The 17,798-nt window shown below is 68.7% G+C and carries 20 protein-coding genes; 7 read left to right on the top strand and 13 right to left on the bottom strand.

Annotation, left to right across the window (positions count from 1 at the left end):
- Positions 1-147: 147 nt before the first annotated feature.
- The 3 genes from DEQ92_RS01725 to DEQ92_RS01715 all read left to right on the top strand — a co-directional run bounded on the left by DEQ92_RS01725 (position 148) and on the right by DEQ92_RS01715 (position 1,995).
- Complete coding sequence (locus DEQ92_RS01725; RefSeq protein ID WP_004977141.1) at positions 148-816, top strand: O-methyltransferase; 669 nt, start codon at positions 148-150, stop codon at positions 814-816.
- 82 nt (positions 817-898) lie between these two features.
- Positions 899-1,273 (top strand): nascent polypeptide-associated complex protein, encoded by a 375-nt coding sequence (locus DEQ92_RS01720; RefSeq protein WP_081605244.1) that lies wholly within the window; start codon positions 899-901, stop codon positions 1,271-1,273.
- Positions 1,270-1,995, top strand: coding sequence for a methyltransferase domain-containing protein (locus DEQ92_RS01715; protein WP_004977139.1), 726 nt, complete (start codon positions 1,270-1,272; stop codon positions 1,993-1,995). The genes DEQ92_RS01720 and DEQ92_RS01715 overlap by 4 nt, the downstream gene beginning before the upstream one ends.
- 51 nt (positions 1,996-2,046) lie before the next feature.
- Here DEQ92_RS01715 and DEQ92_RS01710 read toward each other — a convergent pair whose 3' ends face one another.
- The 4 genes from DEQ92_RS01710 to DEQ92_RS01695 all read right to left on the bottom strand — a co-directional run bounded on the left by DEQ92_RS01710 (position 2,047) and on the right by DEQ92_RS01695 (position 4,276).
- Positions 2,047-2,667, bottom strand: a complete 621-nt coding sequence (locus tag DEQ92_RS01710; protein ID WP_004977138.1) for a DUF6517 family protein — start codon at positions 2,665-2,667, stop codon at positions 2,047-2,049.
- Between the two features lie 40 nt (positions 2,668-2,707).
- Positions 2,708-3,028: a transcription factor S gene (locus DEQ92_RS01705; protein ID WP_049905217.1), complete on the bottom strand. Its 321-nt coding sequence runs from the start codon at positions 3,026-3,028 to the stop codon at positions 2,708-2,710.
- A gap of 93 nt (positions 3,029-3,121) precedes the next feature.
- Positions 3,122-3,379, bottom strand: a complete 258-nt coding sequence (locus tag DEQ92_RS01700; protein ID WP_115820344.1) for a hypothetical protein — start codon at positions 3,377-3,379, stop codon at positions 3,122-3,124.
- Between the two features lie 123 nt (positions 3,380-3,502).
- Positions 3,503-4,276: an enoyl-CoA hydratase/isomerase family protein gene (locus tag DEQ92_RS01695; protein WP_004977135.1), complete on the bottom strand. Its 774-nt coding sequence runs from the start codon at positions 4,274-4,276 to the stop codon at positions 3,503-3,505.
- A gap of 99 nt (positions 4,277-4,375) precedes the next feature.
- Between DEQ92_RS01695 and DEQ92_RS01690 the strand changes: the two genes are divergently transcribed.
- Positions 4,376-4,876 carry a DUF5797 family protein gene (locus DEQ92_RS01690; RefSeq protein ID WP_004969904.1) on the top strand — a complete coding sequence of 167 codons (501 nt, stop codon included), beginning with the start codon at positions 4,376-4,378 and terminating at the stop codon, positions 4,874-4,876.
- Positions 4,877-4,895: 19 nt separating this feature from the next.
- Here DEQ92_RS01690 and DEQ92_RS01685 read toward each other — a convergent pair whose 3' ends face one another.
- The 3 genes from DEQ92_RS01685 to DEQ92_RS01675 all read right to left on the bottom strand — a co-directional run bounded on the left by DEQ92_RS01685 (position 4,896) and on the right by DEQ92_RS01675 (position 7,119).
- Positions 4,896-5,495, bottom strand: coding sequence for a class I SAM-dependent methyltransferase (locus tag DEQ92_RS01685; protein ID WP_050459020.1), 600 nt, complete (start codon positions 5,493-5,495; stop codon positions 4,896-4,898).
- 25 nt (positions 5,496-5,520) lie between these two features.
- Positions 5,521-6,501 (bottom strand): DUF5787 family protein, encoded by a 981-nt coding sequence (locus DEQ92_RS01680; protein WP_004977132.1) that lies wholly within the window; start codon positions 6,499-6,501, stop codon positions 5,521-5,523.
- A 162-nt stretch (positions 6,502-6,663) separates the two neighbouring features.
- The gene (locus tag DEQ92_RS01675) at positions 6,664-7,119 is read right to left on the bottom strand and encodes a bis(5'-nucleosyl)-tetraphosphatase (protein WP_004977131.1); all 456 of its coding nucleotides are present in this window, start codon (positions 7,117-7,119) and stop codon (positions 6,664-6,666) included.
- A gap of 159 nt (positions 7,120-7,278) precedes the next feature.
- Between DEQ92_RS01675 and DEQ92_RS01670 the strand changes: the two genes are divergently transcribed.
- Entirely contained in the window at positions 7,279-7,608 is a 330-nt protein-coding gene (locus DEQ92_RS01670) for an uS10/mL48 family ribosomal protein (protein WP_004977130.1), read from the top strand.
- Between the two features lie 62 nt (positions 7,609-7,670).
- On the opposite strand, the gene DEQ92_RS01665 is transcribed toward DEQ92_RS01670, so the two are convergent.
- Together DEQ92_RS01665 and DEQ92_RS01660 are read right to left on the bottom strand one after the other, a co-directional pair.
- Complete coding sequence (locus tag DEQ92_RS01665) at positions 7,671-7,934, bottom strand: hypothetical protein (RefSeq protein ID WP_004977129.1); 264 nt, start codon at positions 7,932-7,934, stop codon at positions 7,671-7,673.
- The gene (locus DEQ92_RS01660) at positions 7,931-9,481 is read right to left on the bottom strand and encodes a Na+/H+ antiporter NhaC family protein (RefSeq protein WP_050459022.1); all 1,551 of its coding nucleotides are present in this window, start codon (positions 9,479-9,481) and stop codon (positions 7,931-7,933) included. Before DEQ92_RS01660 ends, DEQ92_RS01665 begins: the two co-directional genes overlap by 4 nt.
- Before the next feature lie 128 nt (positions 9,482-9,609).
- Between DEQ92_RS01660 and DEQ92_RS01655 the strand changes: the two genes are divergently transcribed.
- Positions 9,610-10,893: an amidohydrolase gene (locus tag DEQ92_RS01655; protein ID WP_115804805.1), complete on the top strand. Its 1,284-nt coding sequence runs from the start codon at positions 9,610-9,612 to the stop codon at positions 10,891-10,893.
- A 148-nt stretch (positions 10,894-11,041) separates the two neighbouring features.
- Positions 11,042-12,319, top strand: a complete 1,278-nt coding sequence (locus DEQ92_RS01650) for a HAMP domain-containing sensor histidine kinase (RefSeq protein WP_050459024.1) — start codon at positions 11,042-11,044, stop codon at positions 12,317-12,319.
- Here the strand turns inward: DEQ92_RS01650 and DEQ92_RS01645 are convergent.
- The 4 genes from DEQ92_RS01645 to DEQ92_RS01630 all read right to left on the bottom strand — a co-directional run bounded on the left by DEQ92_RS01645 (position 12,294) and on the right by DEQ92_RS01630 (position 17,795).
- On the bottom strand, positions 12,294-13,709 hold the full coding sequence (locus DEQ92_RS01645) for a geranylgeranyl reductase family protein (protein WP_115820343.1): 1,416 nt from the start codon (positions 13,707-13,709) through the stop codon (positions 12,294-12,296). The two genes, DEQ92_RS01650 and DEQ92_RS01645, sit on opposite strands and share 26 nt — an antisense overlap.
- A gap of 161 nt (positions 13,710-13,870) precedes the next feature.
- The gene (locus DEQ92_RS01640; RefSeq protein ID WP_004977118.1) at positions 13,871-14,974 is read right to left on the bottom strand and encodes an ABC transporter permease; all 1,104 of its coding nucleotides are present in this window, start codon (positions 14,972-14,974) and stop codon (positions 13,871-13,873) included.
- Complete coding sequence (locus tag DEQ92_RS01635; RefSeq protein ID WP_004977116.1) at positions 14,971-16,239, bottom strand: ABC transporter permease; 1,269 nt, start codon at positions 16,237-16,239, stop codon at positions 14,971-14,973. Before DEQ92_RS01635 ends, DEQ92_RS01640 begins: the two co-directional genes overlap by 4 nt.
- Positions 16,236-17,795 carry an ABC transporter ATP-binding protein gene (locus tag DEQ92_RS01630; RefSeq protein ID WP_004977115.1) on the bottom strand — a complete coding sequence of 520 codons (1,560 nt, stop codon included), beginning with the start codon at positions 17,793-17,795 and terminating at the stop codon, positions 16,236-16,238. Before DEQ92_RS01630 ends, DEQ92_RS01635 begins: the two co-directional genes overlap by 4 nt.
- Between the last annotated feature and the right edge of the window lie 3 nt (positions 17,796-17,798).

The following is a 17,798-nucleotide window of genomic DNA, read 5'->3' as shown; positions in this document are numbered from 1 at the left end:
CGACTGCGGGCGCGACGAGGGCGGACGCGAGACCGCGAGACCGAGACGACGGACGCGGTGAGGGCGGAGCGCAAACGCGCCCGCGACGGAACCCACGAATCCGGCCGCTGCGACCGATTTTATGTCGCTCGCGCGCCCTGCTTCGCCATGGACATCCTGACCGACGAGACGCGGCGGTTCCTCGCGGCGACCGCGCCCGAACACGACGCGGTGCAGGCCGAGATGGCCGCGTACGCCGACGAGCACGGTTTCCCGATTATCGGCCCCGAAGCGGGCGGCGTCCTCCGCGTCCTCGCGCACCTCGCGGACGCGGAGCGGCTGTTCGAGTTCGGCTCCGGCTTCGGCTACTCCGCGACGTGGTTCGCCGAGGGGATGGCGGACGACGGCGAACTCTACCTGACGGAACACGACGCCCACGAACTCGACATGGCGCGGGACTTTCTCGACCGCGCCGGCCTCGCCGACCGGACGACCTTCCTCGAAGGCGACGCGCTCGACCTGTTCGAGGGCGTCGACGGCGAGTTCGACCTCGTGCTCTTGGACCACCAGAAACACCGCTACGCCGAGGCGTTCGACCTCGTCGCCGACCGCGTCACGGAAGGCGGCGTCGTCGTCGCCGACAACGTGATGCGCGGCCCCGTCGACTTCGGCGCGCTCACCGACTGGAGCGAGGGGCAGGCTGAGGCGCTCGACGGGGCCGACGCCGACACCCGCGGCATCGCGGCGTTCCTCGACGCGGTGCGGGCCGACCCGCGGTACGAGACCATCGTCCTCCCGGTCGGGAGCGGTCTCGCGGTCAGCACGCGGGTCGAGTGAGCCAGCGAGCGTCGGCCCGGGCTCGCCCCGCCGCGCACCGACGTTCGCCACGCTTTTGAGCGCTCACCCCGACCCTTCGGGTATGTTTGGAGGCGGCGGGATGAACCCACGCAAAATGCAGCAAATGATGAAGCAGATGGGCATCGACGTGACGGAGCTCGATGCCGAGGAAGTCGTCATCAAGACGGCCGACGAGGAACTCGTCTTCTCTGACGCGCAGGTCACGCGCATGGACGCGCAGGGCCAGGAGACCTACCAAATCGTCGGCGAGCCCGAGACGCGCGAACTCGGTGCCGGTGACGACGGCGACGACGAGGCCGCGCAGGCCGCCGACGCCATCCCGGCAGACGACGTGGCCATCGTGGCCCAGCGCGCCGGCGTCCCCGAAGACGAGGCCCGCGAAGCGCTGGAGGCCGAAGACGGCGACCTCGCCGCGGCCATCTCGCGACTGGAGTGATACTCCTCGTCCACGGCGACCGGGAGTACCTCCGGGCGCCCGGCGACGAGCTGCACACCGACCTCGGGATGCTCACCGTCCCCGAGGACGTCGAAGCCGGCCAGACGCTCGAAACCCACATCGGCGAGGAGTTCCTCGTCCGCGAGCCGCGCGGCCCGGACCTCTTCAACCACTTCGAGCGCACCGGCGCGCCGATGATGCCGCGCGACATCGGCCTCATCGTCGGCCACACCGGCGTCGCGGCCGGCGAGCGCGTCCTCGACGCGGGCACCGGCACGGGCGTCCTCTCGGCGTACCTCGGTCGCCTCGGCGTCGACGTGACGACGTTCGAACGCGACGCCGAGTTCGCCGACGTCGCCCGCGAGAACATGCGACTCGCCGGCGTGGAAGAGCGCGTCGACGTTCGCACCGGCGACATCACAGACGAGGTCGACGACCTCGCGGCGTCGGCGTTCGACGTGCTCACCCTCGACACCGAGAACGCGCCCGAGGTCGTCCGACACGCGCCGGACCTCCTCGTGACCGGCGGCTACGTCGCCGTCTACTCCCCGTTCGTGGAGGGCACGCGCGCGGCCGTCGAAGCCGCAAGAGAGGCGGGCCTGTCGGACGTGGAGACGTTCGAGACGATTCAGCGGCACATGGACTTCAACGACCGCGGGTCGCGCCCCTCGACCGCCGGCGTCGGCCACACCGGCTACCTCGTCTTCGCCCGCAACGAGTGAACGACGCCGACGCCGCCGGGCCAGCCCCGCTTTCGGTCCGTCGGCGTCGCCTCACCCGACGCGGCGAATCACGCGAAACAGCTCTTCTCTGAACCGCTCCGGCTCGATTACCTCGCGGAGCGCCGCCGCCGTCTCCGCGTCGCCGCCGCGGACCTCGCGGGGGTACGCGCCGCCGGTCAGGAGGAACTCGCCGTCGACCGGCGTCACCGCGAGGTAGGCGTCGGCCGCGAGTTCGACCCCCGCGAGTTCGACGGTCGCGGCGTACCGGACCACGTCGGCCTCGGCTTCGGTCCCGCCGTCGCCGGCGGAACCAGTCTCGTCGCCGCCACCGACTCGAACCCGAAGCGTCCGCGACTCGACGCGCCGAACGTCCGAGAAGCCGCGCGCTCCGAGGCGGGATTCGAAACCGGCGCTCGCGCGCTTGCCGACCAGTTTCGTCAGCGCCTTCGACGGCGGCGTGTGCGGCCGAATTTCGAGGCGGCTGGCGAACAGGAAGCGCCACGGGCCGTCGGCGGTCGCCGGGACGCGCTCGCGGATGGTGGCGTCCTCGTAGACGACGGTTCGGGCGACGACGCTGACGGGACCGAGTTCGAACGGCCGGTCGGTCGCGTCGTCGACGCGGACCCACCCCTCGAGCGGCGGGAGCGTCGGCGGGGCGAGCGCGTCGGACATACCCCGCGTTACGGACGGAGGGCTGAAAAAGGCGAGTCGCTCAGTGGTCGTCTTCGCGCCACTTGTGGTCGCACTCGACGCAGGTGAAGAAACGCGTCTCGGACTCGTCGGCCGAGCGGATCTGCTTCATCTCGTAGCGCGCCACGTCGTGGCCGCACTTCGGGCAGATGGTCTTCGTCGTCGGGCCGATGTCGGCGTTGTCCACGTCGGACATGTCGACGACCTCGCTGGACTCTTGGCCCTCGGTCGTGACCATCGATTTTTCCTTTTCGCTGTCGCGCGCTTTCTCGTGGCCGTTCGGACAGACCCAGACGCCGTCTTGCGGCGTCATCAGGGACCCGCAGTCGTCGCAAAACTCCATGATAGTACGTCCTACCGCTTGAGGGACTTAAGCGTCAGGATTGCGCCCCGCTCGCGGGGTGAGCGCTAAAAAAGCCGGTGTCGAACGGGCGGCTCAGGCGTCGCCGTCGGACTGCCCCGGCTCGCCGAGCGCCTCGATCGGCATCGCGTTGTTCAGTTCGTAGTACAGGTCCTTCGCGTCGGCGAACTCGGCCGTGAGGCAGTTCCCGACCAACTCGCCGAGGTCGGCGTTCCCGTCGGCCATGAGCACCGTCACACCGTCGAGGGAGGCCGCGGCGTCCCGGCGCGAGACCGGGTACGAGAGGTCTTCGAGGAGGGATTCGACGCGGCCGAGCGTGATGGGATCTTGCACGATTATTCATTATACATGCAGCGCCTTAGCAGTTGTAGGAGCCGTGCTAGCACGGGTATCACGGAGTACGGACGAAGCTAATTGACCGATTGCGCCGTCGAAACGGGGCTTCACGTCGGTTTCCTACTCGAAGTCGGGGTCGCGCTTGTCGAGGAAGGCGTCCATCCCTTCGCGCTGGTCGTGGGTGCCGAACAGGCCGCTCCAGACGCGGGCCTCGAAGTCGAGCGCGGCGTCCCGCGGGGCGTCGTGGGACATGTTGATGGCGGCTTTCGCGCCCGCGAGGGCGTGTCGCGGCTTCGACGCGAGGTCCGCGGCGAGGTCCTCGACGTGCGAGTCGAGTTGGTCGTGGGCCACGACCTCGCCGACGATGCCGTACTCGTGGGCGTCGCTGGCGTCGATGCGCTCGCCGAAGAAGATGAGTCGGCGGGCGACTTCGTCGCCGACGAGCGCCGGCAGGCGGACGCTCCCGCCCCACCCGGGCATGATGCCGAGGTCGATTTCGGTCTGGCCGAGCAGCGCGCGCTCGGAGGCGACCCGGAGGTCGCACGCCAGCGCGAACTCCATGCCGCCGCCGAAGGCGTAGCCGTTGATGGCCGCGATGGTCGGCGCGGGGAACTCCTCCAAGCGCGTCGCGATGCGGTGACCCTGCTCGGCGTACGCCTGCGCGGCGGGCGACCCGATGTCCTTCATGTAGCCGATGTCCGCGCCCGCGATGAACGCCTTCTCGCCCGCGCCGGTGAGGACGACCACCCGCGCGCCGCCGTCTTCGGCCTCGTCGAGCGCGTCTTCGAGCGCGTCGAGCGTGTCCGCGTTGAGCGCGTTCATCTGCTCGGGGCGGTCGATGGTGATGGTCGCCACGTCGCCGTCCCAGTCGAGTCGGAGGGTGTCCCAGCTCATGGTCGAGCCGACGCAAGGGACAGGGATAATAATTAACGTTCCGCGGTCGCGCTGAAGAATCCAGAACAACGTTATACCCCCTCCGTCGAATCCACCGATATGACGCTCTCCGACGAGGCGAAAGAACGCCTCGCCGACATCGTCCGGCTCCAGCCGACGAAGAACAAGGAGTTACAGAACCGCTGGGACCTCGAAAGCGGGAGCGAAGTCCACCGCTACCTCGAGTCCGAGCTCAAAGACTACTACTACCGCGACGACAACAGCCTCATCCGCGCGACGGCCGAGGCCGCCGAACTCGTCGGCGTCGAACCCGGCGTCGAGGGCGACGACGAGGCCGAGTCCGTGCCGAGCGTCATCCGCGTCCCCTCGCTCGAAGCCCGCGTCTTCGAGGTCGTCGCCGGCCCCGACGAGCGCTCCGAGAGCGTCGTCAGCGTCCTCAACAAGCTCCGCGAGGAGTTCGACATCGACCCCGACGTGGACGACGTGCGCCGGGCGCTCCAGAGCCTCCGCCGCAAGGGCGTCATCGAGGTCGTCTACCGAACCGTCCCCACGTTCCGCCTCGCCGTCGAGCGCGACGAGGTCGACGTGGAAGTCGTCTAACCGCTCGTCTCCGCGGTCGCTACGCTCGCCGCTCGAACACCAGCGCGTAGTGGTACGGCGGGATGTCGATTTCCGCCGTCACCGCGAGGCCGGTCGCGTCCTCGACTATCGCGGCGGTCTCTTCGGGACCGAGCCGTAGCTCGGTCGGCGGGCCGCGGGGCTCGCCGGCCACGGTCGTCTCCGACCGGGGGAGCGGTCGCCAGTTGACGACGACGAACCGGCCGTCGTCGGCGAGGACCGACTCGACTTCAGTCAGGAACTCGTCGCGGTTGTCGACCCCGTGGAACGCGTTCGCGAAGAGCGCCACGTCGACGGGGTCGGACACGTGCGCCGATAGCTCGCGGGCGTCGCCGCGAACCGTCGCCACGTTGTCGATGCGCTGCTGGTCGGCGAGGTGTTCGAGTTCCGCGAGCAGTCGGTCGTCGAGGTCAACCGCGTACACTGGGGCCGGCGCGACGATTCGCGCCGCTGGGAGCGCGAAGTAGCCGTTTCCGCAGCCGATTTCGACGACGGTGTCGCCGGTCGACAGCCCGAGCTCCCGAAGCGTCTCGCCCGGCGTCGGCCAGAGCTTTCCCCACCAGTCCCAGTCCGGCAGGCTCGTGTTCTGGAATCGCTCCATACTGCCCGGTCAGAGGGGCGCGAATTTAGGCGTTCTCACTATCGCGTTCGGCACGGTCTCTGGCGCGCTCGCGCCGCGCGTCCAGAATCCGGCGCACGCCCTTGCCGGGGCCGCCCTCGATGGGCCAGCCCTTCATCCGCCACGCCGGGGGCTCCGGCTCGAACGACGGACACGAGTGGGCGCACTCGCGCTGGCTCTGATAGCAGTCTTTCGCGGCGCACCGCGGGACGAGCGCCCGCCCGCGCCGGTCGAGTTCGAAGTGCCGGCAGTCGGGGCGCATCGTGTCCACGTAGTTCCGCCAGCCGCGGTCGTAGGCCCGCTCAGCGAGGACGAGTCGCCGCCGGGCGTCGTCGGGGTCGGGCGAGAGCGAACTCGGATGCCACAGCACCTCCGCCGAGTCGCCGTCGACGCCGAGGATGCCGACTTCGACCGGCAGGTCCTCCAACAGAGCGGGTTCGACCCGCCGGCCCGTCACCTCGGTGGCGACCCAGACCTCGTCGGCGAGCGCCCGCGACACGTCGTGTTCGAGTTGGTCAGCGAGCGCGCGGGCGGCGCTGGCGTCGAGGTCCGGCTTGTTCTCGATGGCGACGACGCGCTCGACCCAGTCGGGGTACGGGGCGGTCCGGCGGTACTCGACGCGGTTCCGCGAGCCGCGGCGCTTCTCGACCAGTCCGAGCCCCGCGGCGCGGTGGACCGCCGGCACGACGTGTCGCCACGGGAAATCCGGTTCGGGAATGGCGTCTCGGTACCACGCCCACTCGGCGGGCGCGTGGCGGACGACGCGCAAGAGGTCGGAGTCGAAGCCGTCGGTCGAGAGGGCGCGCCGGGCGGCGAACGCCTCGGGGTCGACCTCCACGACGACGGTGTCCCAGCGGCGCTCTCGGGTGCCGAGCTGTCGGGCGACGAACGCGGGGCGCGGGCCGTCGGGGTGCCACGCGCGCTCGGCCCAGCGGCAGACCCGCAGCTCGAAGGCGAACTCGGGGTCGCGGTCGGCGGCGTCGCTCACGACCGGGAGTTGCGGCGGGAAGCCGAAGGCGTTTCGGTCGGGTGGCTTCGGGGTGCGACCCGACGACGACGCAGACGACGCCGCGGGTGTTGCCCCCGCGCCGACTCGCGGCGCTGTCGCTGGCTCTCGTCGCGTCTCGGGCGTCGGTCGAACCGACCGACGCTACTTCAGGTACTTGTGTTCGCCCTCGTTCCGCTCGGCGAGTTCGTCGAGGAACTCGTGTGCGCGCTCGAATATCTCGCGGGGGCCGTCCTGCGTGATGGTGTTGATGGCCTGCTCGTAGTCGCGCCACTGGAGGTCGCGGTGCTCCGTCGAGAGCTCCGCGGACGCCTCGAACGAGCGCGCGATGAAGAGGTGAACCGTCTTGTGAATCGTCGTACCGTTCGCCTCGAAGACGTAGCTGTAGTCCTCGCGGAAGCCGTCGATGAGACGGAAATCTTGGATTCCCGCCTCCTCTTTGACCTCCCTGATTGCCGTTTGCTGAAGCTCCTCGTCCCCTTCGACCCCGCCCTTCGGGAACTCCCAGTCCCCGGGACGGCTCTTCAGGAGTAAGTACTCCCTCCGGCCGCGGGTGTCGCGGAAGAGAATGGCTCCAGCGCTAACCGCTTCGACTGCCATTACCCGAAATAAACGTGCCACCCTTTAAGAGGGTATCGGAGATTGTAGCGCGTTCGCACGGTCGTTCGTTCGGGATTCGGGTGGCGGAAGCCCGGAGTCCCCGGTTCGTGTAGATGCGCTTTTACCGTCGGAGCGTGCAACAAGGAGTAGTACCCAGCTATGGCCTTCGTCACAAAACTCACCTTTCAAAGCGGTGATAAGGCGGTCCTCGACCGAGTGGTCGACGACCTCAAGCAGTTCGTCGAGCGGAAGGGCGCGGAGTGCCGCGGCCCCCACTCCGACCAGCCGAAGCAGGTGAGCGTCCCGCAGTATCGGACGCTCCAGCCCGGCGACCAGTTCTCGTCGTGGTCATACCCCGTGTACACCCGTCGGCTCGAAATCCACGGCGCGGACCAGATCGCCCGCGAGGTCGGCCTCAAGGAGTTCCCCGACAGCGTCCACCTCGAAATCGAAGTCGAACAGAAGAAACCGCTCGGTCACCGTCGCTGACGGCGGTCACGGAGCGCGAAAGAAGACGCGGGTCTGCGCTTTTTTGTCTGTTTTTCGACCGCTCAGGCGTCCGGCCCGAGGACCTCGACTACCTCGCCGGTACCGACGTGATTGGTCGCGTCGAACGACGTGACCTCCAGCCGAACCTTGTCCTCGACGGCCGCGCCTCGGCCGTCTTCGACCCGGATGACCGAGTCGCCGATGCGGACGGTGAGACCGTCGCCGTTGCGCTCGCTGACGTAGGCCGTGATGACCTCGCCGGGTTCGAACGTCGGCGTCGCGGTGCGGAACGTCCAGCCGGCCAAGAGCTTATCGAGGCGGCTCATACGCGGCTCACCTCCTCGCTCGTGCGGTCGGAGACGTACTCGCGGCCGTAGCCGGTCCACGCGGCGAACAGGAACACCGCCACGAGGAACCAGCCGTGGAACACGTAGGGGAAGACCGACGCGGGGTTCACGAGCATCTCCGCCGTGAACCACGGCGTCGCCTCGCCGCCGACGAGGCCCTGCATGGCCCCGTAGCCGGCGAGCAGGCCGCCGCCCCACGGGAAGATGTAGCCGAGCGCCGAGGTGTTGGCGTCGAGGATGTTGGCGCGGCGGTAGCCGTTGATGTTGAAGCGCTTGCCGAGCGTGGCGACGTAGGGCGCGATGGCGATTTCGGCCGCCGTGTTGATGGTGACCGTCGCGTTGACGAGCGCCGTCCCGACGACCATCGTGGTCTCCGCGCGGCGGACCGTCGTGGCAACGCGGTCGATGACGAGTTCCTGAATCGCGTCGAAGCCGCCGCCGGCGCGCATGATTTCCGCGCCCGCGACGAGCAAGAGCGTCAGGACGATGAGCGGGAAGAAGCCGGCCGCGCCGGAGTAGACGCTCCCGCCGACGCCGACCTGCCCCGCGGGGACGGTCTCGACGACGGCCCCGAGAAGCGGGAGCGCCTCGACCGCCTGCGTGAGCCCGTTCTGCGGCGCGCTGAACAGGAGCATGCTCCCGACCGAAACGTCCACCAAGTTCGCCGCGCCGAGCGCGACGTTGAACGCCGCCGCGAGGAGCAGTCCCCACGAGACGGCCTCGATGATGTGTCGGCCGCGGACGGCGAGCGCGATGACCACGGCGATGTCGAGCAGGTGGACGAGTCCCCACGGCGACACGGACGCGGAGACTTCGCCGGCCACGTCGACGTACGGCATGCCGCCCCAGACGCCGGGGATTCCGAAGCCGGCGACGAGGTACGCCGCGATTGCGAGCGTCGCCGCGACGACGGCGTACTTCACCCGCGAGGCGACGACGCCGCCGATGTCGGCGTCCTGCGTGACCGCGGAGACGATGGTGGTGTCACTGACGGGCGCGAGGTTGTCCCCGAACACCGCGCCGGAGAGAATCGCGCCGAACAGCAACACGGGGTTCGCACCGAGGAGGAGTCCCGCCGGGAAGACGAGACTCGTGAAGGCGATTGCGGTGCCGTAACCGGTGCCGATACCGGTCGCCAACAGCGCCGCGAGCAGGAACGTCACGGCCGGGAACAGCCCCGGGCCGACGTTCAGGACCGTGGCCGCCCAGACGAGGCCGTCGACGAAGCCGCCGACCTGGATGGTCTCGGCGAACATGCCCGCCCAGAGCCACGCGACGACCGCCGTCGCGGCGACCCGGCGGGTCATGCCGGCGAAGACGACGTCCGCGTAGTCCTTCCAATCTCCCCGGACGAACAGTAGTCCCACGATGAGTCCTGTCAGCATCCCCGCGACGAGGCCGGTCGTATCGCCGATACCGAGGATACCACTCTGGAAAATCGCCCACGCGATGAACAGGGCGATGGGCAGGGCGCTCACGAGGCGCCCGCCACGGAAACTGAGCTCGATGTCCGGTTCTTCTGGCATCGTTTGTCAGAGATTGACTGTGATATATAATAGGCACGAATTTCCTCCAACTATTTCTTCCAAACTTGAGTTTCTCGGCCACGAAACGTCGGGAGCGTTTATCATCGCCGGGAGAAAAGAGTCCGGACATGAGCAACCGAGCGACGATGGACGACCTCGTCTCGCTTCGCCGCGACCTGCATCGCCACCCCGAACCCGCGTGGCGCGAGTTCTACACCACCGCCCGCCTCGTCGACGAACTGGAGACGCGCGACCTCGACGCGCTCTACGTCGGCCCGGAGATACTCGACGCCGACGAGCGCATGGCCGTCCCCGACGACGCCGAACTCGACGCGTGGTTCGAGCGGGCCCGCGAGGCCGGCGCGCGCGAGGACGTTCTCGACCGCCTCGTCGGCGGCTACACCGGCGCGGTCGCGGTCGTCGAACGCGGCGAGGGCCCGACCGTCGGGCTCCGCGTCGACATCGACGCGCTCCCCATCACCGAGTCCGAGGACGGCGACCACCTCCCGGCCGCCGAGGGCTTCCGCTCCGAGAACGAGGGCTTCATGCACGCCTGCGGCCACGACGCCCACGCGACGATCGGTATCGGCGTCCTCGACGCCGTCCTCGACTCCGACTTCGAGGGGACGTTCAAGGTGTTCTTCCAGCCGAGCGAGGAGCAGGTCGCCGGCGGAAAGGCCGTCGCCGAGGGCGGCCACCTCGACGACGTGGACTACCTGCTCGCGCTCCACGTCGGTCTCGACCACCCGACCGGCGAGGTCGTCTGCGGCGTCGGCGGGTTCCTCGCGGTGTCGCACTTCCGCGCCGAGTTCACCGGCGCGCCGGCCCACGCGGGCGCGAAGCCCGAGGAGGGAAAGAACGCGAACCTCGCGGCCGCGGCGGCCACGCAGAACCTCTACGGTATCTCCCGGCACTCCGACGGACCGACCCGCGTCAACGTCGGCCTGATGGGCGGCGGCACGGCCACGAACATCGTCGCCGAGGAGGCGTTCATCGAAGGCGAGGTGCGCGGCGCGACGACGGAACTCATGGAGTACATGGAAGACCGCGCCCACACCGTCATCGAGTCGGCGGCCGCGATGCACGACTGCGAGGTCGAAATCGGGGTCGAGGGGAAGGCCCCGAGCGCCCGGAGCGACGACGCGCTCGCGGCCATCGTCGGCGGCGTGAGCGAGGGGGTCGAGGGCGTCACCTCGATTCTCGAAAGCGACGACCTCGGCGGCAGCGAGGACGCGACCTACCTCATGCAGTACGTCCAGGACCGCGGCGGCCTCGCGGCCTACGTCGGCGTCGGCACCGACCACCCCGGCGGCCACCACACCCGGACGTTCGACGTGGACGAAGCGACCATCGGCATCGCCGTCGACGTGCTCGCCGGCAGCGTCGAACGAATCGCCGCCGGCCGCCCCTGAGGCGAGCGAAGCAACCCTGAGTCGCGCCGAGAGCGCCGTTCGAGCGATTTCCGACCGCCTCGACTCGCCGGACCGACGCGCGCTCGACCGACCTGCCCGCGACGAACCGCCAGCGGTTATTTGTCCCCCCCGTGCATAGCCGGCAGCGATGGGGCTCCTCGGAGGTGAATCGACCGAAGACGCAGACCTGCGTCCGGGTCTCGCAGTCGTCGGCATCGCCGTCGGCGTCGCGGTCGTCCAAGTCGCCGTCTTCCCCGACAGCCCCGAGGTTCACTGGCTCCGGTTCGCCGTGGAACTCCTCTTGGTTCCGATTCCGCTCGCCGGCGCGTTCGTCGTCGGGAGCGTCCGCGACGTGCAGACGGTCTGGCGACCGCTGTACGCCGGGACCGCGCTGTTCGCCGTCTACGCCGTCAGCGACGCGGTCGACGAGGTCGTCGTCCAGCCCGAGGCGTTCACGCTCGTCTTCGAGGACGGAGCGCTCCTCGTCGGGTCCGCCGCGCTCGCGGTCGGCGCGGTCCGGTGGTCGACCCACCGCGACGCCCGCGAGGCGGACCTCCGCCGCCGCAACGACCGGCTCGACCAGTTCGCGTCGGTCATCACGCACGACCTCAGAAACCCGCTGAACGTCGCCCAGATGCGGCTCGAACTCGCCCGCGACGGCCACGGGACCGAGCACCTCTCGACGGTCGCCGACGCCCACGACCGGATGGAGGCGCTCATCCAAGACGTGTTACAGCTCGCCCGAGCCGGCGAGTCGGTCGGCGAGGTCGAGCGCGTCAGCCTCGCCACCGTGGCCGCGGACGCGGTGACGAACACCAGCCTCGGCGCGTCGGGCCTGACCGTCGAGGCCGACGCGGAACTGCTCGCCGACAGGGGACGACTCACCGCTGTCTTCGAGAACCTGTTTCGGAACTCGGTGGAACACGGTTCGACAGGCCGTCGGGATACTCCCGGCGACACTGTGGAACAGGGTTCCACGGGCAGTCGGATTTCATCCGACGACGCTGTCGAACGCAGTTCGACAGGCGACCAGACCGCGTCTGACGCCGTCGAGCGCGGCGCGGCAGGTGGTCGACCGTCGGCCGACGAGGCACCGAATCCGGGGGTCAGACGACCGGTGCCGGACGCCACCGACGGGGGAACGCCCGGCGTCAACGTCCGGGTCGGTCCGCTGGAAGACGGCTTCTTCGTCGAGGACGACGGCCCCGGCATCCCACCGGAAGAACGGGAGCGCATCTTCGAATCGGGCTACAGCACCGACTCGCGGGGGACCGGCCTCGGCCTCGCTATCGTCTCCGGCGTCGCCGACGCGCACGGCTGGGAGGTGGCGGCGACGGACGGCGAAAACGGGGGTGCCCGGTTCGAGTTCCGAAACGTCTCGTTCGCGGCGGAGTCCGAGGTCAGTACTTCGGGTCCGCGCCCGTGAGTTCGTAGATGTCGTCCATGATGCGGTCCCGCTCGACCTTCCAGCCCTCGAGGGCGCTCGGTCGGGTCGGGTAGCGGCCGTAGTGGGCCAGCAGTTCGTCGGCGAGGCGCTTGATTTTGAAGAACTCGTAAATCTGGCTCCAGTGACCGTAGCTCGACGCCGCGGTCTGCGCGAGGAGGACGGGGCCGAACGAGGTCGTTCCGGAGTAGAGCGCCTCGGCGAGCTTCTCGCCGGGGATGGAGGCGATGAGACCCATCAGGTCGTCCACGTCGACGGCGGTCGAGAGGATGTTGTACACGTCGAGGCTGGCGTAGCGGCCGCCGAAGTGGTCCATGACGCGCTGGTTGTAGCGCCAGAGCATCTCCTCGCTCACGTCGCCCGCGTCGAGCGCGATTGCGGCCTGCTCGCCGGCGTACTTGCCGGCGTAGGCCGCGCCGGCGATGCCGCCGCCGGTCGTCGGGTTGACGTGGGCCGCGGCGTCGCCGACGGCCATGTAGCCCGGCGCGGTCGCCGAGTCGTAGGGCCGGCGGGTCGGGAGCGCGGCACCGAGCTTGTCGATGACCTCCGCGCCCTCGAACTCGGGGCGCTCCCGGAGGTCCTTCTTCAGGTCGTCGACGAGCTTCATCGGCTCCTCCGTCATCTGGAAGCCGAGGCCGGCGTTGATCTCGGTCTCGGTCCGCGGGAAGTACCAGACGTAGCCCGCGGCGACCTCGGCCGGCTTGAACACGAGCGCGTCGGACCACTCGACGGGTTCGGGAACCTCGACGACCTCGCGGTACGCCGACGAGAAGTGCTGGTAGGAGACGTTCGTGTCGAAGGTGGCGTCGGAGAAGTCCACCTTGTCCTGCAGGAGCGACAGCGAGCCCGCGCCGTCGATGACGATGTCGGCGTCGTACTCGACGACCTCGCCGTCGTGTTTGCCGACGATGCCGGTGACGGTGCCGTCGTCGTCCTGTTTCACGTCCTGGACGACCGTGTCGTAGTGGAGTTCGACACCGGCCTCGTCCGCGCCCTCGATGATGAGGCGGCCGTACTCCCAGCGGTCGATGACGGCGAGTTCGCCGGGGACCGGGATATCGAGGACGGTGTCCTCCTGCGGAATCTCGAAGCGGCCGTGGTCGACCTCGGTGTTGGTGAACGCGGGCTCGATTTTCGACTTCGGAATCGCCTCGGGGAAGGCGTCCGCGCCCTTCAGGGCGTCCCCGCAGGCGATGTGCCCCGCTTCCTCCGCGGACTTTCGCTCGACGATGGTCACGTCGTAGCCCGCGTTCGCGATGGTGGCGGCGGCGTAACAGCCGGAGGTTCCCGCGCCGACGACCACCACGTCCACGGACTGGGTCCGTGGGCTCGCCGAGGAGTCCTCGGCGGTGTCGTTCTCGTCTGTGGACATGGTATCACCTCCATATCGCGGGCTGAAAACTCTTTACTCCCGCACCGACCGTTCGGGAGGGGTTCGACGGAGACCGGCCCGCCCGAGATGCGGCGCTCGAACGGGCGAAAACGGAGAACAGGGGAGCGGAAAAGACGGGGGAAACGAGGATTCCGGGTCGCTCAGCGGTTGTCGTCGCCGGTGTCGTAGTGCTCGCCTGCCGCCTCCGGGATGCGGGTGCGGCCGACGAGCGCGAGGACGACGAGGACGGTCACGTACGGAATCGTCTGGATGAGCGAGTCGGGGATGGCGTAGCCGGGTACCTGCTGGAGGCGAATCTGGGCGGCCTCCAGCCCCGCGAAGAGGAACGACGCGCCGAACGCGCCGATGGGGTTGTAGTTCCCGAAGAGGTACGCCACGATGGCGATGAAGCCCTTCCCGTTGACCATCGTCTGGTTGTTACCGACGAACTGACCGAGGCCGAGCGACAGCGCGGAGCCGCCGATGCCGGCGAGGAAGCCCGAGAGGAGGACGCCCGCGTAGCGGACGCGGCTCACGTCGACGCCGACGGTGTCGAGCGCCTTCGGGTTCTCGCCGGACGCGCGGACGTGGCGGCCGAACGCCGTGCGGTTCAGGACGTACCACGACGCCGGGACCGCGACGAGCATCATGTACACCGCGGGGTCGGCGTCGAAGAACGCGCCGAAAAACGGGATGTCCGAGAGGACGGGAATCGTCCACGTCCCGAGGGTCGTCCCGAGGTTGTCGGTGTTGACGCCGCCGTAGTAGACGGTCGCCGCGAACGGCGCGAGACCGAGCGCGATGAGCCAGACGGCGAGGCCGGCGATAATCTGGTCGGCCTTGAATCGGATGCAGACCACGGCGAACAGCGCCGAGAACAGCACCGACGAGAGGATGCCGGCGAAGAAGCCGATCCAGATGGCCGGGAGACCGAGGACGGTCATCTCGGGGCCGACGACGGCCGTCGTGATGACCGCGGTGAACGCCGAGATGATGAGCAGCCCTTCCAGCCCGATGTTCACCACGCCAGCCTTCTCGGAGAAGATACCGCCGAGCGCGGCGAAGGTGATGGGTACCGAGAGCCGGAGCGCCGACGAGAGCGTGCTCCGACTCGTGAGGATGGCGAGGAAGTTGCCCCAGATGCTGCCCGGGAACGCGAGACCGAGGAGCGCGATGAGCAGGAAGACGCTCAGCGCCCCGCCGGCGAGGGTCGCTCTGTAAGACAGTTCCGTGTCGCGGAGTCGGTCGATGGTGGTCGTACTCATTCGTCGTCACCTCCGAGGGAGCCGCCGTCCGTGGCGACGGTCTCGCGGTCCGGTTCGAGGTCGATCGCGGAACCGAGCATGCGGAAGAACTCGGGCATCGCGACGAACAGGATGATGAGGCCGCGGAGGACGCCGACGAGCTGTTTCGGGACGCCGGTCCCGAACTGAACCGCGAGCGAGCCGGATTTGAGCGTCCCGAACAGGAGCGCCGCCGGGACGACCCCGAACGGGTTGTTCCCCGCGAGGATGGAGACGGTGATGCCGTCGAATCCGAGCGCGGGGACGCCGGCCTGCCACTTGCCCATGACCATGAGCACCCAGATGGCGCCGCCCATGCCGCCGAGCGCGCCGGAGAGGAACATGCTCGTGACGGTCGTGCGCTTGGCGTCGACGCCGCCGTACTCGGCGGCTTCCGGCTGTTCGCCGCTCGTCCGGAGGTCGTACCCGAACGAGGTCTGTTCGAGCAGGAACCAGACGGCGACGACGAGCGCGAGACCGAACGCGAGCGCGAGAATCGAGAAGTCGCCGCCCTGCGGGAACGCCACCGGGAGGAGCGTCGCCCAGTCGGGAAGCGGCGTCGTCTCGACGACCTGCGAGTCGGGGTTGCCGTAGAACTCGCTGACGAGGACGAACGCGATCTGCGCCGCGATGAAGTTCAGCATGATGGTCGTGATGACCTCGTTGGCGTCGGCGTACGCCTTGAGCGCGCCCGGAATCGCGCCGTAGAGACCGCCGACGAGCGCGCCGACGATGACGGCGAGCGGAATTAAAATGAGGCCGCCGACGAGACCCGACGGGAGCAGCGGCGCGACGAAGAAGGAAAACAGCGCCGTCGCGAGGCCGCCGAGGACGAGTTGTCCCTGCGTCCCGATGTTGAACAGGCCCGCGCGGAAGGAGACGGCGACCGAGAGGCCGGTGAAGATGAGGAGCGTCGTCTCCTTGAGCGTGAGCGCCAGTCCGAAGCTCAGCGGGTTCCAGTCGGGGTTGAGCGGTTTGAGAATCCCCGGTCTGTTCACGAGGAACGGCTCGCCGAGCGCCCCGTTGAACAACACGAGGTACACCTCGACGGGGTCGTAACAGAAGCCGGTCCCGAACAGCGTCGTCGCCGCGGTCTGGCACGTCGTGATGCGGCCCGAGACGAGGATGATGACCGCGCCGACGAGCACGGCCATGACGAGCGCGGCGAAGCTGATGAGGATGCGCTCGGTCGCGGAGGCGGCCGTCAGCCGTCGGAGGACGGCCTTCGCGTTCTCGGTCGCGCTCATTTGGCGTCACCCACCGGCGGTTCCGCGTCGGTCGCGTCGGCGTCGGGGCGTTCGCCGGCCATGAGCAGGCCGATCTCTTCTTCGGTGGTGTTGCGTGGGTCTACGATGTCCATGAGTTCGCCGTCGTGCATGACGCCGAGGCGGTCCGAGAGGCCCTGTACCTCGTCGAGCTTCGAGGAGACGAGGAGCACCGCTTTGCCCTCGGCTCGGAGGTCCAAGAGCCGCTCGTGGATGAACTCCATCGCGCCGATGTCCACGCCGCGGGTCGGGTGGGTGGCGACGACGAGGTCCGGTTCGCGTTCGAACTCGCGGCCGACGATGAACTTCTGTTGGTTGCCGCCGGAGAAGGACTCGGCGTCGGCGTCGGCGTGGGGCGGTCGAACGTCGTATTCGTCGATGATTCGCTCGGCGTGGTCGCGCGCGTCGGACCAGTTTATCCGGCCGTCGGCGGCGAACGTCGGGCTGTGCTGGCTGCCGAGGATGCCGTTTTGGACGAGGTCGAAGTCCATCACGAGCCCGCGCTCGTGGCGGTCCTCGGGGATGTACGCCATCCCGTCGGCGATGCGGGAGCGGCGAGAGGCGCCGGTGATGTCCCGGCCCTTGTAGGAAATCGCCCCCCCGGTCGGCGTCCGCAGGCCGGTGATGGCCTCGACCAACTGCGACTGGCCGTTGCCGTCGACGCCGGCGATGCCGAACACCTCGCCCTCGCGGATGTCGAACGACACGTCGGAGACGGCGGGGATACCGCGGTTGTCCTCGGCCGAGAGGTGCTGCACCGCGAGCACCTCGTCGCCCGGTTCCTGCGGTTCGGCCTTCGGTTCGAGGAGAACTTCGCGGCCGACCATCAGCTCGGCGAGCTCCTCGTTGGAGGTCTCGTCAGCCTTGACGGTGCCGACGTTCTTCCCGTCTCGGAGGACGGTGATGTCGTCGGCGGCGTGCATCGCCTCCCCGAGCTTGTGGCTGATGAAGATAATCGTCTTGCCTTGGGCGGTCAGCTCCTCGAAGACGCGGAACAGCTCTTCGACCTCCTGCGGGGTGAGGACCGCGGTGGGCTCGTCCAGAATGAGGATGTCGGCCCCGCGGTAGAGTGCTTTCAGAATCTCGACGCGCTGTTGAACGCCGACGCTCACGTCTTCGATGGCGTCGTCGGGGTTCACGTCGAATCCGTATCGGTTCGAGAGGTCGATGACCTCCTGGCGCGCACGCTCCCGGTCGACGGTCGTGCCGAACCACTTGCGCGGTTCGTTGCCGAGGACGATGTTCTCGGCGACCGTCATGGGGTCGACCAGCATGAAGTGCTGGTGAATCATGCCGATTCCGGCGTCGATGGCGTCCGCGGGCGAATCGAAGTCCCGCGGTTCCCCGTCCACGTGGACGGTCCCCTCAGTGGGTTCGTAGAGCCCGTAGAGGATGTTCATCAACGTCGTCTTGCCGGCCCCGTTTTCTCCCAGAAGTGCGTGCACCGTGCCGCGCTCGACGGTCAGGTCCACGTCGTCGTTCGCCACGACGCCGGGGAACCGTTTTGTGATTTCGTCGAGATGAACAGCGGTGCTCATCTT

The organism is Haloferax sp. Atlit-6N (genome assembly GCF_003383195.1).
Taxonomy (GTDB): Archaea; Halobacteriota; Halobacteria; order Halobacteriales; family Haloferacaceae; genus Haloferax; species Haloferax gibbonsii.
This window is presented reverse-complemented; position numbering and strand designations above follow the sequence as displayed.

What these genes read in the sequence shown, in the direction of transcription:
- DEQ92_RS01725 (WP_004977141.1), top strand. Translation starts at nt 148, where the DNA reads ATGGACATCCTGACCGACGAGACGCGGCGGTTCCTCGCGGCGACCGCG.
- DEQ92_RS01720 (WP_081605244.1), top strand. Translation starts at nt 899, where the DNA reads ATGTTTGGAGGCGGCGGGATGAACCCACGCAAAATGCAGCAAATGATG.
- DEQ92_RS01710 (WP_004977138.1), bottom strand. Translation starts at nt 2,667, where the DNA reads ATGTCCGACGCGCTCGCCCCGCCGACGCTCCCGCCGCTCGAGGGGTGG.
- DEQ92_RS01705 (WP_049905217.1), bottom strand. Translation starts at nt 3,028, where the DNA reads ATGGAGTTTTGCGACGACTGCGGGTCCCTGATGACGCCGCAAGACGGC.
- DEQ92_RS01695 (WP_004977135.1), bottom strand. Translation starts at nt 4,276, where the DNA reads ATGAGCTGGGACACCCTCCGACTCGACTGGGACGGCGACGTGGCGACC.
- DEQ92_RS01690 (WP_004969904.1), top strand. Translation starts at nt 4,376, where the DNA reads ATGACGCTCTCCGACGAGGCGAAAGAACGCCTCGCCGACATCGTCCGG.
- DEQ92_RS01685 (WP_050459020.1), bottom strand. Translation starts at nt 5,495, where the DNA reads ATGGAGCGATTCCAGAACACGAGCCTGCCGGACTGGGACTGGTGGGGA.
- DEQ92_RS01675 (WP_004977131.1), bottom strand. Translation starts at nt 7,119, where the DNA reads ATGGCAGTCGAAGCGGTTAGCGCTGGAGCCATTCTCTTCCGCGACACC.
- DEQ92_RS01670 (WP_004977130.1), top strand. Translation starts at nt 7,279, where the DNA reads ATGGCCTTCGTCACAAAACTCACCTTTCAAAGCGGTGATAAGGCGGTC.
- DEQ92_RS01665 (WP_004977129.1), bottom strand. Translation starts at nt 7,934, where the DNA reads ATGAGCCGCCTCGATAAGCTCTTGGCCGGCTGGACGTTCCGCACCGCG.
- DEQ92_RS01660 (WP_050459022.1), bottom strand. Translation starts at nt 9,481, where the DNA reads ATGCCAGAAGAACCGGACATCGAGCTCAGTTTCCGTGGCGGGCGCCTC.
- DEQ92_RS01655 (WP_115804805.1), top strand. Translation starts at nt 9,610, where the DNA reads ATGAGCAACCGAGCGACGATGGACGACCTCGTCTCGCTTCGCCGCGAC.
- DEQ92_RS01650 (WP_050459024.1), top strand. Translation starts at nt 11,042, where the DNA reads ATGGGGCTCCTCGGAGGTGAATCGACCGAAGACGCAGACCTGCGTCCG.
- DEQ92_RS01645 (WP_115820343.1), bottom strand. Translation starts at nt 13,709, where the DNA reads ATGTCCACAGACGAGAACGACACCGCCGAGGACTCCTCGGCGAGCCCA.
- DEQ92_RS01640 (WP_004977118.1), bottom strand. Translation starts at nt 14,974, where the DNA reads ATGAGTACGACCACCATCGACCGACTCCGCGACACGGAACTGTCTTAC.
- DEQ92_RS01635 (WP_004977116.1), bottom strand. Translation starts at nt 16,239, where the DNA reads ATGAGCGCGACCGAGAACGCGAAGGCCGTCCTCCGACGGCTGACGGCC.
- DEQ92_RS01630 (WP_004977115.1), bottom strand. Translation starts at nt 17,795, where the DNA reads ATGAGCACCGCTGTTCATCTCGACGAAATCACAAAACGGTTCCCCGGC.